Raw genomic sequence first — 16,051 nt, 5'->3', positions numbered from 1 at the left:
CAGACCCGCCCCCCAGCGGCCCGCCTCCCGACGGAGCCCGTCCCTCCTGCCCCGAACCGCCCCCGAACCGACCCGAGGAGCCCCATGCTCGCCCCCCTCCCCCCGGGCACCCCACGCCGCATCGGCCCGCACACGCTGCTCGCCAGGATCGGCGCGGGCGGCATGGGCGAGGTGTTCCTGGCGCGCCGGGACGGGCAGGGCGACCGGGACGGGCAGCCGGGCCGGGCGGGGCAGGGTGCGTCCGCGCTGGTCGCGGTGAAGGTCGTACGGCAGGACCTGGACCTCGACGACGCGTTCCGGGCGCGCTTCCGGCGGGAGATCGCCGCGGCCCGCGCCGTCACGGGCCCTTTCACCGCCGCCCTGGTGGACGCCGACGCGGACGCCGAACGCCCCTGGCTGGCCACGGAGTACATAGCGGGCCCGTCCCTGGCCGACGTGGTCGAGCGCTGCGGTCCGCTGCCGGTCCCCGCGGTGCGTGCGCTGGGTGCCGCGCTCGCCCGCGCGCTCACCGCCGTGCACGGGGCGCGGGTCCTGCACCGGGACCTGAAGCCGGGCAACGTGCTGCTCGCGCCGGACGGGCCGCGCCTGATCGACTTCGGCATCGCCCAGGCCTTCGAGGCGACGGCCCTGACCATGACGGGCGTCCTGGTGGGCACGCCCGGCTTCCTCGCGCCGGAGCAGATCGAGGGCTCGCACGCGGTCGTGCCCGCGTCGGACGTGTTCTCGCTGGGCGCGGTCCTGTGCCACGCGGCGACGGGCCGCGGCCCCTTCGACGACCCGGAGGCCGCCGCCGTCATCTTCCGCATCGTGCGGGGCGACGCCGACCTGTCCGACGTACCGCCGGAGCTGCGCGACACTCTCGCCGCGTGCCTGCACCCGACCCCGGAGGAACGCCCCACCCCGGAAGCCCTCGCCACCACCCTGTCCGCCCCCGACGACGGCACACCCCCGAGCCCGTCCCCCTCCCCCTCATCCGCCCCCTTCCCGTGGCCCGCCGACGTCCTGTCGCTCTTCGCCGAGTACCGGGAGGCCGTCACGGCCAGTGAACGCGCCCACGGCCAGGGCGGGTTCGCCGACGCCGCGACCACGGCGGGCAGCTCGGGCCCCCGGCTGCGGGCCGAGCCGTCCCCGACGCTGGGCGGGGTTCCGGCGCCCCCGCCGGTCGAGCCGCCGACCGCCACCACGCCCCGGCGCGACCGCCGTCGCCTGTGGGTCCTCGCGGCGGCGCTCACCACGGCCGGGCTCGCGGTGGCGGCCGTGACGCTGCCGGACGCGCTGCGGGACCGCCCCGGCGACGACCCGTCGAAGAAGCCGCCGAGTGCCCCCCGGGCCGTGGCCGACCGGGTGGTCACCGCGTACGGGAACCAGGACCACTCCGGCGAGTTCGGCCCGTCGGCGGCCGACCGGGCGAAGCGCCCGGACGACTGGCGGTTCTGGTCCCGCGAGCGGTCCCGGGGCATGGACGGCATGGGCAAGGGCTGCGTCCTGACCGGGGACACCCTCGTGTGCCGGGACGGGCGCGGCGCCGCCCGGGCCCTGAACGCGGCCACGGGTGCCGACCGCTGGTCGACGCCCGGCTTCTCCGCCGCGCCGAGCGGCTTCCAGGAGGTCCCTCCCGAGGCCGACGCCAAGCGGGTCTTCGTGCCGAGCGAGCGGGGCGTCAGCGCGCTCGGCGTGAAGCGGGGCGAGGTGATCTGGCGCCACAAGGCACCCCGGTACGCGGGCCTGATCGCGATGACGCACGCCGAAGGGGTGGTGTACACCGCCGAGTTCAACCTCGACGGCGCCCCCGACCCGTACACCTCCACCGTGCGCGCCAGGAACGCCGTGACGGGCGACGAGCTGTGGCGGACCACGATCGAGGGCAAAACGCAGGGCACACCTCTTGTCCGGGACGGGGTGCTGTACACCGCCCTGGAGAACGGCGGGGTTGTCGCGCTGTCCACGAAGGACGGCGAGCGGACCGCCCGCGTCGCGAAGCCGCGGTGCGACAGCCTCCTCGGCCACCGCGACGCGGTGGTGTGCTGGTCCCGTACGGAGGACGGGGTGCGGGTCCTCGACGGGGACACCCTCGCCGTGCGCCGGACCATCGGGGAGGGCAAGCCGCTCGCCCCGCCGGTCGTGGGGAGCGCCGACGTCCTCGTCATCTCCCACTCCCCGCGCCCCCGGACCCCCAACCGCCTGACGGGTTACGCCTGGCGGTCGGGGAAGCGGCTGTGGGACGTGATGGCGGGCGGCGACGCCACGGAGCTCGCCCTGTCGAAGGACCGGGTGTTCGTCGTGAACTCGCACGACGTCCGCGGCGTTCCGCTCGACGGCGACGCGGAGCGTGTCACCACCTGGTCGATCCCCTACTCCGCCACGGGCCCGGAACCCAAGACGCTGTACACGCCCCTGTTCCTGGGCGGCACGGTGTTCGCCGAGTCCGGCAAGGGACCGATCGTCTCGGGCCGGGTCCTGTGACGGTCCGCGCTCAGCGGTCCTGCGGATACCAGCGCAGCTCCACGGAGTTCCCGTCCGGGTCCTGTACGTAGATCGACTCGGCGTCGCCCCGGGCGCCGAACCTGCCGACGGGGCCCTCCAGGACGGTGAAGGTGCCGGAGTCGATGACCTGCTGCCAGTCCAGCGGCTCCACGACCAGGCAGATGTGGTCGACGTTCGACTCCTCGGCCTCGCCGCGCTCGCCGGAGACCAGGTCGATGATGGTCACCTCGCTGACGCGCGCCGAGGGGAACGGGACCTTCCCGGCCCGCCACTCCTCGACCCGGACCGGCTCAAGACCGAGGGTGCCGCAGTAGAAGTCCAGGGCCCGCTCGACGTCCCCGACGTTCAGGACGAGGTGGTCGAAGTCCTTGACGCGCACGGCTCTTTGCTCTGTGCTCACTGCTGTTCCTTCCTCAGATGCGGGCGCTACCGGCGGGAACGGTACCTCGGCGAGGACGGGGACGAGCCAGGTCTCCTCGTACTCCAGATGTTCCGTCAGCTCCGCCGCGAGCCGGTCGAACTCCCCGAGGAACTCCTCGGGGTCGGCCGCGGCGAGGTCGGCGAGCAGCCCGACGAGGCTCTCCTTGAGCAGGGCGATGGCGCGGTGTTCCGTGCTCAGCCGGTCCAGGGCGGGCCGCAGGTGCGGGTGGTGCGCGGCGACGCCGGGGAAGACGTGGTCGTCCTCGCCGGTGTGGTGGAAGGTCAGGGCGTCGCAGAACTCCAGGCAGCGCTGCCTGATCTGCAGGCCGAGGCCGGGCGCGGGCGGCTGTCCGGGGCCCTGGTGGGCGGCGCGTTCGGCGAAGTGCGCGGCGGCCTCGGCGCGCAGCTCGACCAGCTGGCCGCGCAGCCAGTCGTGCACTTCGAGGAGCTTGTCGGCGAGGGTGTGGATCTCCCGGGGGGCCTGCGGGGCGGGCGCGGGCGTGGGGGTGGGCGCGGTCGTGGGCATGGGCATGGGCATGCGGAAGGGGTTCTCCAGACAGGTGTGTGCGCGGCATGCGGACCGCGAAAAGGACGCGGAAGGAAGCCGGCAGAGAAGAAAAAGGGGTACGCGGGGCGCGCTCAGGCTCGAAGGGCCCGGCGCGCGGGCACGGTCACGTCGAGGACGTCGTGCCGGTGCGCGGCGAGGTGAAGTGATCAGTACACAAGGTCATGTCCCTTGGTGCGGGTGCTCGCCCGGTCACCGGCCCGCCCACTGCTCTTCGGCCGGTGCCACGCGGCACCCGCCCATTACAGACGGCGTTCGCGCGTGCTGTCAACGCGGACGGGGGCGCAGCGTCCCGCCTCGGGCCGCCCCGGGCTCGTCGCGGGTCGTCCCGGGTCGGGTCGGCACCCGCCCGCTCCCCCGCCGGAGTCCGGACTGCGGCGGGGCGCGGGGCGGGTTGCCGCCCAGGGCCCTGAGGTGATCTTCCCGAACCCCCAAACCCCAAGTCAATCCTCGGAATTACTCGTACGACCCCAAGCTCAGGCTTGGGTTAACGGTACTTTGATCATGGTTCGTGGTGATACCACCCGTTCCACCCGCTGGTGCGGCCTTGTCGCCCTTCTCCCCGCACGAGACGCTGCGGGGGACGGCGCCGCCGCTGCACCGTGCCCGCGGACGCGCGCGCACCCGCGGCGGGACCTGCCGTCGGACCCAGGGGAGGGAATCCAGCCATGGCTGAACCACGGGCAAGACACCTACGTCTCAAGGGAATTCTGGCGGCCGCCGTCACGGCGGCCGCGCTCTCGATCGTCCCGACCACCGCACACGGCGCACCCGCGGCGCCCGACACACCGACCGGCCAGGGGATGGCCCGGAGCGGCTACGTCGTGACGCTCGCGCCGGGGACGGACGCCGCGTCCGACGCGGGCCGCGACCTCGCCGCGCGGTACGGGGCGAGCATCGACCGCACGTACAGCGCGGCGCTCAACGGCTTCGCCGTGCGGGCGGACGCGGCCCAGGCGACCCGTCTCGCCGCCGACCCGGCCGTCGCCTCCCTCGTCCCGGACACCCGGGTGCGCACGGGCGCGCGGCAGCAGAACCCGCCGTCCTGGGGCCTGGACCGCATCGACCAGAAGCGGCTGCCGCTCGACAAGTCGTACACCGCGCCGCGGCGGGCGGGCGCGGGCGTCACGGTGTACGTCATCGACACCGGCGTGCGCACCTCGCACCGCGACTTCGGCGGGCGTGCCCGCTCCGGGCGGGACTTCGTGCAGAACGACGGGGTCGCGCAGGACGGCAACGGCCACGGCACCCACGTGGCCGCGACGGTCGCGGGCACCAAGTACGGCGTCGCGAAGAAGGCGAAGGTCGTGGCCGTGCGGGTCCTCGACGACGAGGGCAGCGGCACCCTCGGCCAGGTCCTCGCGGGCATCGACTGGGTGACCCGGCACGCCCGCAAGCCCGCGGTCGCCAACCTGAGCCTCGGCGGCCCGCCCAACGCCCAACTCGACGCGGCCGTCCGCGCGTCCATAGCGTCGGGCGTGACGTACACGGTCGCCGCGGGCAACGAGAACGAGCCGGTGAGCCAGTCCTCGCCGGCCCGCGTCAAGCAGGCCCTGACGGTCGGCGCCACCGACCGGAACGACGCCCGGGCCACGTTCTCCAACCGGGGCGCGGGCCTCGACCTGTTCGCGCCCGGCGTGGCGATCCGGTCCGCGTCGATCAGGAACGACACCGCGTCCACGCTCTCCTCGGGTACGTCGATGGCGGCGCCGCACGTCGCGGGCGCGGCCGCGCTGTATCTCTCCGGCCATCCCTCGGCGCGGCCCGCCGATGTCGCCAAGAAGCTCGTCGCGCGCTCCGCCAAGGGGCTCGTGTCAAGCCCGGGGGCCGGGTCGCCGAACAGGTTGCTGCAGGTGAGCGGCCTGTAGTCGGCCTTGTCTGATGTCTCGCGCCGATGGCGCGCCGGCACGGGGACCGGCTCCGCCCACCCGGGCGGAGCCGGTTCCGTGCCTTCGGGACGGGGTTCGGGGAGCGGCTGGTCTTGTGCGTGCCGTTACGCGCGAGTAGTTAACAAAGCGCCGGATTGCCCACCCGAGAACCGTGGGAAGGCTCCTCCGGTACGCACTCGCACCCGCCCCTGGCGGGCCCGCAGCGGGTGCGCCGCGGAACCCCTCCACGACTCATCTCCGCCCACTCGCACGCGGAACAGGAGCGGTCATGCCTCAACCACGCAAGGCGCCAAGGGAGTTCACCGTCCGACCCCGGACCGGACGGATCCCCGTCCTGGACGTGGCACCGGTCGTACACGGCGGCCGCGCCCCCGCCAAAGCCGTCGTCGGCGAGACGTTCCAGGTCACCGCCACCCTCTTCCGCGAAGGGCACGACGCGGTGGGCGGCAATGTCGTGCTCAGGGACCCCTCGGGGCGCGAAGGACCCTGGACCCCGATGCGGGAGCTCGCGCCGGGCACCGACCGCTGGGGCGCCCGGGTCACGCCCGACCGGGAGGGCGAGTGGACCTTCGCCGTCGAGGCGTGGGGCGACCCGGTGACGACCTGGCGGCACCACGCGGGGATCAAGATACCCGCGGGCATCGACACCGAACTGGTCCTGGAGGAGGGCGCCCGGCTGTACGAACGGGCCGCCGCGGAGCTGCCCGCGCCCCCGGCCGCCACGACGGCCGCCACCTCCCCAGCCACCTCCACCCCCGCCGCCCCGGCCGCACCGCCCACCCCCGCCGAGATCCTCCGCACCGCCGCCGAAGCCCTCCGCGACCGCGACCGGCCGCCCGCCGCGCGGCTCGCCGCGGCCCTCACGCCCGAGGTGGACGCCGTCCTCGCCCGCCATCCGCTGCGCGAACCCCTCACCTCCAGCGCGGAGTTCCCCCTGCGCGTGGACCGCGAGCGGGCGCTCTTCGGCGCCTGGTACGAGTTCTTCCCGCGCTCGGAGGGCGCGGTCGTGCGCGCGGGCGCCCCGCCCGTGAGCGGCACCTTCCGTACGGCCGCGGGGCGTCTGCCCGCCGTCGCGGACATGGGCTTCGACATCGTGTACCTGCCGCCGATCCACCCCATCGGCAGCACCTTCCGCAAAGGGCCCAACAACTCCCTGTCGGCCGGACCCGACGACGTCGGCGTGCCCTGGGCCATCGGCTCCCCGGAGGGCGGCCACGACGCCGTCCACCCGGACCTCGGCACCCTGGACGACTTCGACGCGTTCGTCGCCGAGGCGGGGCGGCTCGGCCTGGAGGTGGCCCTGGACTTCGCGCTGCAGTGCTCGCCGGACCACCCCTGGGTGGACAAGCACCCCGACTGGTTCGCCCACCGGGCCGACGGCACCATCGCGTACGCGGAGAACCCCCCGAAGAAGTACCAGGACATCTACCCGCTGGCCTTCGACCGGGACCTGCCGGGTCTGGTCGCCGAGACCGTGCGCCTGCTGCGGTTCTGGATGGGCCACGGCGTGCGGGTCTTCCGCGTCGACAACCCGCACACCAAACCCGTCGTGTTCTGGGAGGAGGTGCTCGCCGAGATCCACCGCACCGACCCGGACGTGCTGTTCCTCGCGGAGGCCTTCACCCGCCCCGCGATGCTGCGCACCCTCGCGGCGATCGGCTTCCACCAGTCGTACACGTACTTCACCTGGCGCAACACGAAACAGGAACTCACCGAATATCTGACGGAGCTGGCGGGCGAGACCGCGCACTACCTGCGGCCCAACTTCTTCGTGAACACCCCGGACATCCTGCACGCCTACCTCCAGAACGGCGGGCGGCCCGCGTTCGCGGCGCGGGCGGTGCTCGCCGCGACGCTCTCGCCCACCTGGGGCGTGTACAGCGGCTTCGAGCTGTGCGAGAACACCCCGGCGCGCCCCGGCAGCGAGGAGTACCTGGACTCGGAGAAGTACCAGCTGCGCCCGCGCGACTGGGCGGCCGCCGAGCGCGCGGGCACCACCATCGCGCCTCTGATCGGCACCCTGAACCGGGTCAGGCGCGCCAACCCGGCCCTCGCCACCCTCCGTGACCTGCACTTCCACGACACCGACAACGACTCGGTGCTCGCCTACTCGAAGTCGGCGGCGGGCACCGGCGGTTCGAACACGGTTCTGGTGGTCGTCAACCTCGACCCCCACCACACCCAGGAAGCCACCGTCTCGTTGAACATGCCACAGCTCGGGCTCCAATGGCACGAGTCCGTGCCGGTGCGCGACGAGCTCACCGGCGAGACCTACCACTGGGGCAGGACCAACTACGTGCGCCTCGACCCGGCCCTGGCGCCCGCGCACGTGCTCGTCCTGCGACCGTCCTCACCGCTGATCGGAGGGTCACCCACATCATGATCTTCAACGAGCCCGTCCAGGACACCTTCGAGGACACGCCCACCAAGGACCGCGACCCCGACTGGTTCAAACGCGCCGTCTTCTACGAGGTCCTGGTCCGCTCCTTCCAGGACAGCAACGGCGACGGCGTCGGGGACCTCAAGGGCCTCACCGCGAAGCTGGACTACCTCCAGTGGCTGGGCGTGGACTGCCTGTGGCTGCCGCCGTTCTTCAAGTCGCCGCTGCGCGACGGCGGTTACGACGTGTCGGACTACACGGCGGTGCTTCCCGAGTTCGGCGACCTCGCGGACTTCGTGGAGTTCGTGGACTGCGCCCACCAGCGCGGCATGCGCGTGATCATCGACTTCGTGATGAACCACACCAGCGACCAGCACCCGTGGTTCCAGGCCTCCCGCAGCGACCCCGAAGGGCCCTACGGCGACTACTACGTCTGGGCGGACGACGACAAGCAGTACCAGGACGCCCGCATCATCTTCGTCGACACCGAGGCCTCCAACTGGACCTTCGACCCGGTCCGCAAGCAGTACTACTGGCACCGCTTCTTCTCCCACCAGCCGGACCTCAACTTCGAGAACCCGGCCGTCCAGGAGGAGATCGTCTCCGCCCTGCGGTTCTGGCTCGACCTCGGCATCGACGGCTTCCGCCTCGACGCCGTGCCCTACCTGTACGCGGAGGAGGGCACCAACTGCGAGAACCTGCCGCGCACGCACGAGCTGCTCAAGCGGGTGCGCAAGGAGATCGACGCGCACTACCCCGACACCGTGTTGCTCGCCGAGGCCAACCAGTGGCCCGAGGACGTCGTCGACTACTTCGGCGACTTCGCGCACGGCGGCGACGAGTGCCACATGGCGTTCCACTTCCCGGTGATGCCGCGGATCTTCATGGCGGTGCGCCGCGAGTCCCGCTACCCGGTCTCGGAGATCCTCGCCAAGACCCCGGCCATCCCCTCCGGCTGCCAGTGGGGCATCTTCCTGCGCAACCACGACGAGCTGACCCTGGAGATGGTCACCGACGAGGAGCGCGACTACATGTACGCGGAGTACGCCAAGGACCCGCGGATGCGCGCCAACATCGGCATCCGCCGCCGCCTGGCCCCGCTCCTCGACAACGACCGGAACCAGATCGAGCTGTTCACCGCCCTGCTCCTGTCGCTGCCGGGATCGCCGATCCTGTACTACGGCGACGAGATCGGCATGGGCGACAACATCTGGCTCGGCGACCGGGACGCGGTGCGCACCCCGATGCAGTGGACGCCCGACCGCAACGCGGGCTTCTCCTCCTGCGACCCGGGCCGCCTCTACCTCCCCACGATCATGGACCCGGTCTACGGCTACCAGGTCACGAACGTCGAGGCGGCCATGTCGTCGCCGTCGTCGCTCCTGCACTGGACCCGCCGCATGATCGAGATCCGCAAGCAGAACCCGGCGTTCGGCCTCGGCTCGTACACCGAACTGCCCTCGTCCAACCCGGCGGTGCTCGCCTTCCTGCGCGAGGCGCCCTCCACCGGTGAGGACGGCGACGACCTGGTGCTGTGCGTGCACAACTTCTCCCGCTTCGCCCAGCCCACCGAGCTCGACCTGCAGGCCTTCAACGGCCGCCACCCCGTCGAACTCATCGGCGGAGTGCGCTTTCCGGCCATCGGTGAACTGCCGTACCTGCTGACACTCGCGGGGCACGGGTTCTACTGGTTCCGGCTGCGCGACGACTCGGCGTAAGGTCGCCGTCACGGGCGGCGTGAGTCGGCCTCGCCGGCGTGACCCGCCCCGCTCGGGGCACTCGTACACGGCACGACCCCGCACGGCACCTCCCGCACACGGCACCTCCTCTGCTCGGCACCTCCCTCGGTACCTGACTTGTCCGCGCCGCGGAAAGGACGGGACATCATGTCGGAAGCCGCCACCCGCCCCAGTGCCGACCCCGGCGCGCTCCTCGCGTCCCTCGATCCGCTGCTGCGCGGCTGGCTGCCGCGCCAGCGGTGGTTCGCGGGCAAGGGCCGCCCGGTCGCGGGCTTCGATCTGGTGGCGGCGACGGAACTGCTTCCGCCCGGTGCCGAGCAGGGACTGCTGCATCTGCTCGTCCGCGTACGCCAGTCACTGCCGGGCGCCGCCCCGGCGTCCGACCACGAACTGCCCGCCGACTGCTACCAGTTGCTGCTCGGCGTACGGACCGAACTCCCGCCGCGGCTCGCGCCCGCCCTGATCGGCCATGTCACCGGTGGCCCGCTCGCCGGACGCACGGTGTACGAGGCGCTGCACGACCCGCGTCTTGCCGCGCTGCTCCTGGAACGGCTGCGGCTTCCCGGGCGCCTCGGCGTGCTGCGGTTCCTGCGGGCCCCGCGGGACGGGTCCGCCCCGGGCTCGCCCGCCGCCGGGAACGCTCACGGCATCGACATACCGCCCGGCCTCGCGCCCCGCGCTCTCGGCGCGGAGCAGTCCAACTCCTCACTCGTGTACGGAGATACGTTCATCCTGAAGCTGTTCCGGCGAGTGGTGCCGGGCGTCAACCCCGACCTGGAGCTGCCGCTCGCCCTCGCCGCGCAGGGCTGCCGCCGGGTCCCGCCGCCCGCCGCGTGGATGACGGCCGACAGCGCGAACGGCACCGACGAGCCGCTGGTCCTCGGCGTCCTCCAGCCATATGTGGCCGGGGCGACGGACGGCTGGGAGCTGGCACTCCAGGTCCTCGCCAAGGGAGCCGACTTCAGCGCCGAGGCCCGCGCGCTCGGCCGCGCCACCGCCGAGGTGCACGCCGCCCTCGCCGCCGCGCTGCCCACGGTGACGCTCGGCCGCGCGCAGGTCGAGCTGCTCGCGCGGGGCATGGCGGAGCGCCTGGACGCCGCCGCACGGGCCGTCCCCGCGCTGCGCCCGTACGCACCCGCCCTGCGCACCGCCTACGACGCGCTCGCCGACCTGGCCGCCGAGGGCGACACCGGCCTCATGGCCCAACGCGTCCACGGCGATCTGCACCTGGGCCAGTGCCTGCGCGCCCCTTCCGGCACCTGGTCCCTCATCGACTTCGAGGGCGAGCCCGCGCGCCCGCTCGCCGAGCGCCGCCTGCCGCAGCCCGCCGCCCGCGACGTGGCGGGCATGCTCCGCTCCTTCGACTACGCCGCCCGCGTCTACCGCCCGTGGTCCCCGGAGTGGGCCGACACCTGCCGCGCGGCGTACTGCTCCGGCTACGCCGACGTGTCCGGCCGCGACCCCCGCACCTCCCCGGTGCTCCTGCGCGCCCACGAGACCGACAAGGCCGTGTACGAAGCCGTCTACGAGGCCCGGCACCGCCCGGACTGGCTGCCCGTGCCCCTGGCCGCCCTCGACCGGCTCGCCGCGGGGTCCGCGCACGAGGGAGCCGCCGACCCCGGCACCGACGCCTCCCTCTGACCGCCGCCCCGCCCCGCGCACCCCCGCCCGCTGACAGGAGGCCGCCCCCGTGACCCGCCGCCCCACCTCCCGCACCCCGTCGGACCAGCCAGAACGCGATCCCGACAGCACGAACCCGCAGCCGAGGGCGTCCACGGCGTCCGGCGCGGCCAAGGCAGCCGGTACGGCCAAGGCGGCCGAGTCCGCCCAGAAGACGGCGAAGCCGGCCGCGAAGAAGACGGCTGAGAAGGCAGCCAAGAAGACAGCCAAGAAGACGGCTGAGGCGGCCGCCAAGAAGGCGACCAAGAAGACCGAGAAGCCCAAGAAGGCGGTCAAGTCGGCCGAGCCCGCCGCGCCCGCGAGGAGCGGCAGGGCCGCGACGCCCGCCGCGAAGGCGCCCCGGGCGACGGCGAGGGCAACGGCGGCAGCCGCCCCCACCGACCCCACCACCCCCGCCACGACCACCGCCCCCACTTCTCCCACCGCTTCCCCCTCCCCCGTCTCCCCCCTCGCTCCCCTCTCCCCCCTCTCCCCCCTCTCCCCCCTCTCCCCTGTCCCCGAAGCCGACCGCGCCCGGCTGCTCGACGGGACCCACCACGACCCGCACTCCGTGCTCGGCGCCCACCTCATCGGCGACGGCGTGGCGTTCCGCGCGCTGCGGCCCTACGCCCGTGCCGTGACCGTCGTCGCCGGGGAGCTGCGGGCCGAACTGGTCGACGACGGGGACGGGTTCTTCTCGGCGGTGGTGCCGCTGCGGGCCGTACCGGACTCCTACCGGCTGCACGTGACGTACGAGGAGACGGACCTGGAGGTCCCCGACGCGTACGGGTTCCTGCCCGCACTCGGCGAGTTCGACCTGCATCTGCTCGGCGAGGGGCGGCACGAGCGGCTGTGGGACGCGCTCGGGGCGCGGCCGATGACGCACCAGGGGGTGCGCGGGACCCGGTTCACGGTGTGGGCGCCGAACGCGCGGGGTGTGCGGGTCGTCGGGGACTTCAACTTCTGGGACGGCGTGGGCTTCCCGATGCGGTCGCTCGGCGGCAGCGGGGTGTGGGAGCTGTTCGTGCCGGGGCTCGGCGCGGGCGAGCTGTACAAGTTCCAGATCACGCGGCCGGACGGCGGCATGACGTTCCGGGCGGACCCGCTGGCGCGCCGCACGGAGGTGCCGCCCGCGAACTCCTCCGTCGTCCACGAGTCGGCCCACGTGTGGCGGGACGAGGAATGGCTGCGGCGGCGCGGCGAGACGCCCGTGCACGAGGCACCGTTCTCGGTGTACGAGGTGCATCTGCCGTCCTGGCGCCCCGGCCTGACGTACCGCCAGCTCGCCGACCAGCTCCCGGCCTATGTGGCGGACCTGGGGTTCACGCACGTGGAGCTGATGCCGGTCGCCGAGCACCCCTTCGGCGGCTCCTGGGGCTACCAGGTCACCGGCTTCTACGCGCCGACGGCCCGGCTCGGCTCGCCCGACGACTTCAAGCACCTGGTCGACGCGCTGCACCGGGCGGGCATCGGGGTGCTCATGGACTGGGTGCCCGCGCACTTCCCGCGCGACGACTGGGCGCTCGCCGAGTTCGACGGGCGGACGCTGTACGAGCACGAGGATCCGGCGCGGGCGGCGCACCCCGACTGGGGCACCCTGGAGTTCGACTACGGGCGCAAGGAGGTGCGCAACTTCCTCGTCGCCAACGCGACGTACTGGTGCGAGGAGTTCCACATCGACGGGCTCCGCGTGGACGCGGTGGCCTCGATGCTCTACCTCGACTACTCGCGCGAGCACGGCGAGTGGTCGCCGAACGAGCACGGCGGCCGGGAGAACCTGGACGCGGTGGCGTTCCTCCAGGAGATGAACGCCACCGTCTACCGCCGCTGCCCCGGCGTGGTCACCATCGCCGAGGAGTCCACGGCCTGGGACGGCGTCACCCGGGCCACGCACCACACCGGACCCGGCGCCCAAGGGAGTCCAGCACGCGGAGGCCTCGGCTTCGGCCTGAAGTGGAACATGGGCTGGATGCACGACTCGCTGGGCTACATGTCCAAGGACCCGGTGCACCGCAAGCACCACCACCACGAGATGACGTTCTCGATGGTGTACGCCTACAGCGAGAACTACGTCCTGCCGATCTCCCACGACGAGGTGGTGCACGGCAAGCGGGCGCTGGTGTCGAAGATGCCCGGCGACTGGTGGCAGCAGCGCGCCGACCATCGCGCCTACCTGGGCTTCATGTGGGCCCACCCCGGCAAGCAACTCCTCTTCATGGGGCAGGAGTTCGCACAGGGCGCGGAGTGGTCGGAGGGGCACGGGCCCGACTGGTGGCTGCTCGACCCGGCGTACGGCGCGGAGGCGGACCACCGGGGCGTGCGCGATCTGGTCCGCGACCTGAACGCCCTGTACCGGGCGGTGCCCGCGCTCTGGCAGCGGGACACCGACCCGGGCGGGTTCGCGTGGGTCGACGGGGACGCCGCCGAGGACAACGTGTTCGCGTTCCTCCGCACGGACGCGCAGGGCGCGCCGCTGCTCGCGGTGTCCCACTTCTCGCCGGTCGTCCGGCAGGACTACCGCCTGGGCGTCCCGGAGGAGTACGCGGCCTGGCAGGAGGTCCTCAACACCGACGCGGCCCGCTACGGCGGCAGCGACACCCTCAACCCCCACGCCCTCAAGCCGGACGCGTCCCCGTCCCACGGCCGCCCCGCCTCCCTGCGCCTGACGCTGCCTCCGCTCGCCACGATCTGGCTGCGCCCGGCCTAGGAACGGGTCCGCCCCCGCCGGGCGAGGTGCCGGCGGGGGCGGTGCGGTCCGGGGCGGTGCGGTCGGGAAGGGGCTGTCTGCGTCCGGGGCGGCGCCTTGGGCGGCGGTGCCGTCAGGCCGCGTAGCAGAGCGCCGCGGTGTCGGCCGGGGCCGAGGTGCGGGCGACGGTCGCGGGCACCGGCAGGGCGGCGCGGGGGGCGGCCGGGGCCTGGGTGCGGCCGCGGGCGAAGACGATGACGCGCAGGACCACGAACCGGGCGACACCGGCGAGCGCCGACGCGGACAGGTAGACGACCTGCTCCAGGACCGCGCCGGGCGTCGCCACCAGCTGCTGCAGGACGAGCATCGCCACGCTGGTCACCACGTACGCGGCCGCCGCGGACCCGGCCGACTGCGTGTGCTGGCGCCAGGTCGCGCGCCCGCCCGCCCCGAAGGTGAAGCGGGCGTGCAGCTCGGTGGCGAGGAGCGTGGAGACCACGGTGATCAGGGCGTTGGCCACGACCCAGGGAATCCAGGAGGCGAGGGCCGCCACGGCGAAGGAGGAGGCGACTCCCACCCCGCCGCCGCAGAGCACGAAGCGGGCGAAGGCGGTGAAGGCGCCGGGTGCCGTCCGCTCCTGGCTCTGCGCTGTCTCCATGATCCGACCCCTTCGACTCACTCCGCGAAACGCGCGCCCCCCGACCGTGCGGCCGGGGGTGCGCTGCCCATGACGCCATCATGGCACACTCATGGCGCCATGGCGAGCCACTTGTGGCACCACTGATGTCGCCGGTGGCGCCACACTCTGACTGGTGTCACATATCCGCAGGTCAGCGAAGTGGCACGGCTTCGGCGCCTTGGCGCCATATGAGCCGACCGGGTCATCCCGGTGGCACCATCCTCTGCCGAAGGCGCCGTCCGGCGACATGGGGCTAGCCCCACCTGAAGGCGGCGGGGTGGCCGGATCGCCCGCAGGTGCCACGCCCGGACAAGCTGATCTCCGGCGGTGATCAGCCGCCGGAGTCCGCACCATCCCCAGGAGTTGGCACATGCGTGAGCAGACGAGGCAGCGCGTTCATTCGGCCCGGCGGCAGCGGGGCGGCCGGCGCCGCGTCGTGACGGCGGCGGCCGCGGCGGCCGTCGGCGCCCTCGCCCTCACCGCCCTGGCACCGTCCGCGGCGACGGCGGCCACCGGGCCGGACCCCGTCAAGCAGGGCCTGAACAAGCTGGTCAGCGACGACGGCGTGCCCGCGGCCCTGGCGAGCGTCAAGGACCCGACGGGCCGCACCCGCACCTACACCGCGGGCGTCGCCGACCTCGCCACCGGCGCGAAGGTGCCCCGCGACGGCCAGGTGCGCGTCGGCAGCAACACCAAGGCGTTCACCGCCGTGGTCGTCCTGCAACTCGTCGCCGAGGGCAAGCTCCGCCTCGACGACCCGGTCGAGAAGCACCTCCCCGGCCTCCTGCGCGGCGACGGCATCGACGGCCACGCCATCAAGGTCCGCCACCTCCTCCAGCAGACCAGCGGCCTGCCCAACTACACCGAGTACGACATCCCCCTCAAGCACTACGAGCCCGAGGACCTCGTCGCCATCGCCCTGCGGCACAAGGCGAACTTCGCGCCCGGCGACAAGTGGCAGTACAGCAACACCAATTACGTCCTGGCCGGCCTGATCGTCGAGAAGGTCACCCACCACTCGTACGCCGAGGAGCTGGACCGCCGCGTCATCAAGCGCATCGGGCTGCGCCACACCTACTTCCCCGCCCCGCGCGACGAGACCATCCGGGAGGCCCACCCCAAGGGCTACCTCCAGGAGAAGCCGGGCGGGCCGCTGCGGGACGTCACGGAGATGGACCCGTCCTGGACCTGGGCGGCGGGCCAGCTCGTCTCCACCAACTCCGACCTCAACCGCTTCTACTCCACGCTCCTCACCGGCCACCTCCTCAAGAAGCCCCAGCTGGACCAGATGCGCACGACGGTCGCGGGCGCCGACCAGACCTTCGGCCCCGGCGCCCGCTACGGCCTCGGCCTGGTCAGCAAGCCCCTCCCCTGCCGCCCCGGCGAGGTCTACTGGGGCCACGGCGGCAGCTTCCCCGGCTACGAGACACGCGGCGGCGCCACCGCCGACGGCCGCGCGGCGAACGTGGCGGTGACGACCCAGCCGACGGACAAGACGGTGATGACCCGCGTGGACAAGGTCGTGGAACAGGCCCTGTGCCGCTGACCCG

At 73.3% G+C, this 16,051-nt stretch carries 9 protein-coding genes and 1 pseudogene; 7 read left to right on the top strand and 3 right to left on the bottom strand.

What is annotated here, in order from left to right:
- Positions 1-84 precede the first annotated feature (84 nt).
- Positions 85-2,463, top strand: a complete 2,379-nt coding sequence (locus AB6L24_RS32700; protein WP_405661351.1) for a protein kinase domain-containing protein — start codon at positions 85-87, stop codon at positions 2,461-2,463.
- Positions 2,464-2,473: 10 nt separating this feature from the next.
- Here AB6L24_RS32700 and AB6L24_RS32695 read toward each other — a convergent pair whose 3' ends face one another.
- The gene (locus tag AB6L24_RS32695; protein ID WP_405663497.1) at positions 2,474-2,863 is read right to left on the bottom strand and encodes a VOC family protein; all 390 of its coding nucleotides are present in this window, start codon (positions 2,861-2,863) and stop codon (positions 2,474-2,476) included.
- A gap of 84 nt (positions 2,864-2,947) precedes the next feature.
- Positions 2,948-3,430, bottom strand: a pseudogene (locus tag AB6L24_RS32690) (hemerythrin domain-containing protein); the annotation flags it as partial.
- Positions 3,431-4,137: 707 nt separating this feature from the next.
- On the opposite strand from AB6L24_RS32690, the gene AB6L24_RS32685 reads away from it, so the two are divergent.
- From AB6L24_RS32685 to glgB, 5 genes are all read left to right on the top strand, one after another.
- Positions 4,138-5,337, top strand: coding sequence for a S8 family peptidase (locus AB6L24_RS32685; RefSeq protein WP_405661348.1), 1,200 nt, complete (start codon positions 4,138-4,140; stop codon positions 5,335-5,337).
- A gap of 289 nt (positions 5,338-5,626) precedes the next feature.
- Positions 5,627-7,741: an alpha-1,4-glucan--maltose-1-phosphate maltosyltransferase gene (locus tag AB6L24_RS32680; protein ID WP_405661345.1), complete on the top strand. Its 2,115-nt coding sequence runs from the start codon at positions 5,627-5,629 to the stop codon at positions 7,739-7,741.
- Positions 7,738-9,456, top strand: a complete 1,719-nt coding sequence (gene treS / locus AB6L24_RS32675) for a maltose alpha-D-glucosyltransferase (RefSeq protein WP_380847568.1) — start codon at positions 7,738-7,740, stop codon at positions 9,454-9,456. The genes AB6L24_RS32680 and treS overlap by 4 nt, the downstream gene beginning before the upstream one ends.
- Before the next feature lie 168 nt (positions 9,457-9,624).
- A complete protein-coding gene (locus AB6L24_RS32670; protein ID WP_405661341.1) occupies positions 9,625-11,118 on the top strand; it encodes a maltokinase N-terminal cap-like domain-containing protein in 1,494 nt (497 codons plus the stop codon).
- 49 nt (positions 11,119-11,167) lie between these two features.
- Positions 11,168-13,843, top strand: coding sequence for a 1,4-alpha-glucan branching enzyme (gene glgB, locus AB6L24_RS32665; RefSeq protein WP_405661339.1), 2,676 nt, complete (start codon positions 11,168-11,170; stop codon positions 13,841-13,843).
- A 112-nt stretch (positions 13,844-13,955) separates the two neighbouring features.
- Here the strand turns inward: glgB and AB6L24_RS32660 are convergent, their stop codons facing one another.
- Complete coding sequence (locus tag AB6L24_RS32660; RefSeq protein ID WP_405661337.1) at positions 13,956-14,480, bottom strand: GtrA family protein; 525 nt, start codon at positions 14,478-14,480, stop codon at positions 13,956-13,958.
- Positions 14,481-14,871: 391 nt separating this feature from the next.
- Here AB6L24_RS32660 and AB6L24_RS32655 point away from each other — a divergent pair, with 391 nt between their 5' ends.
- Positions 14,872-16,047: a serine hydrolase domain-containing protein gene (locus AB6L24_RS32655; protein ID WP_405661335.1), complete on the top strand. Its 1,176-nt coding sequence runs from the start codon at positions 14,872-14,874 to the stop codon at positions 16,045-16,047.
- The last annotated feature ends 4 nt before the right edge of the window (positions 16,048-16,051 follow it).

Origin of the sequence: Streptomyces sp. RK9 (genome assembly GCF_045070545.1) — a bacterium.
Taxonomy (GTDB): domain Bacteria; phylum Actinomycetota; class Actinomycetes; order Streptomycetales; family Streptomycetaceae; genus Streptomyces; species Streptomyces alboflavus.
The sequence above is the reverse complement of the archived record's forward strand: the minus strand, read 5'-3'. Positions and strand labels throughout refer to the sequence as shown.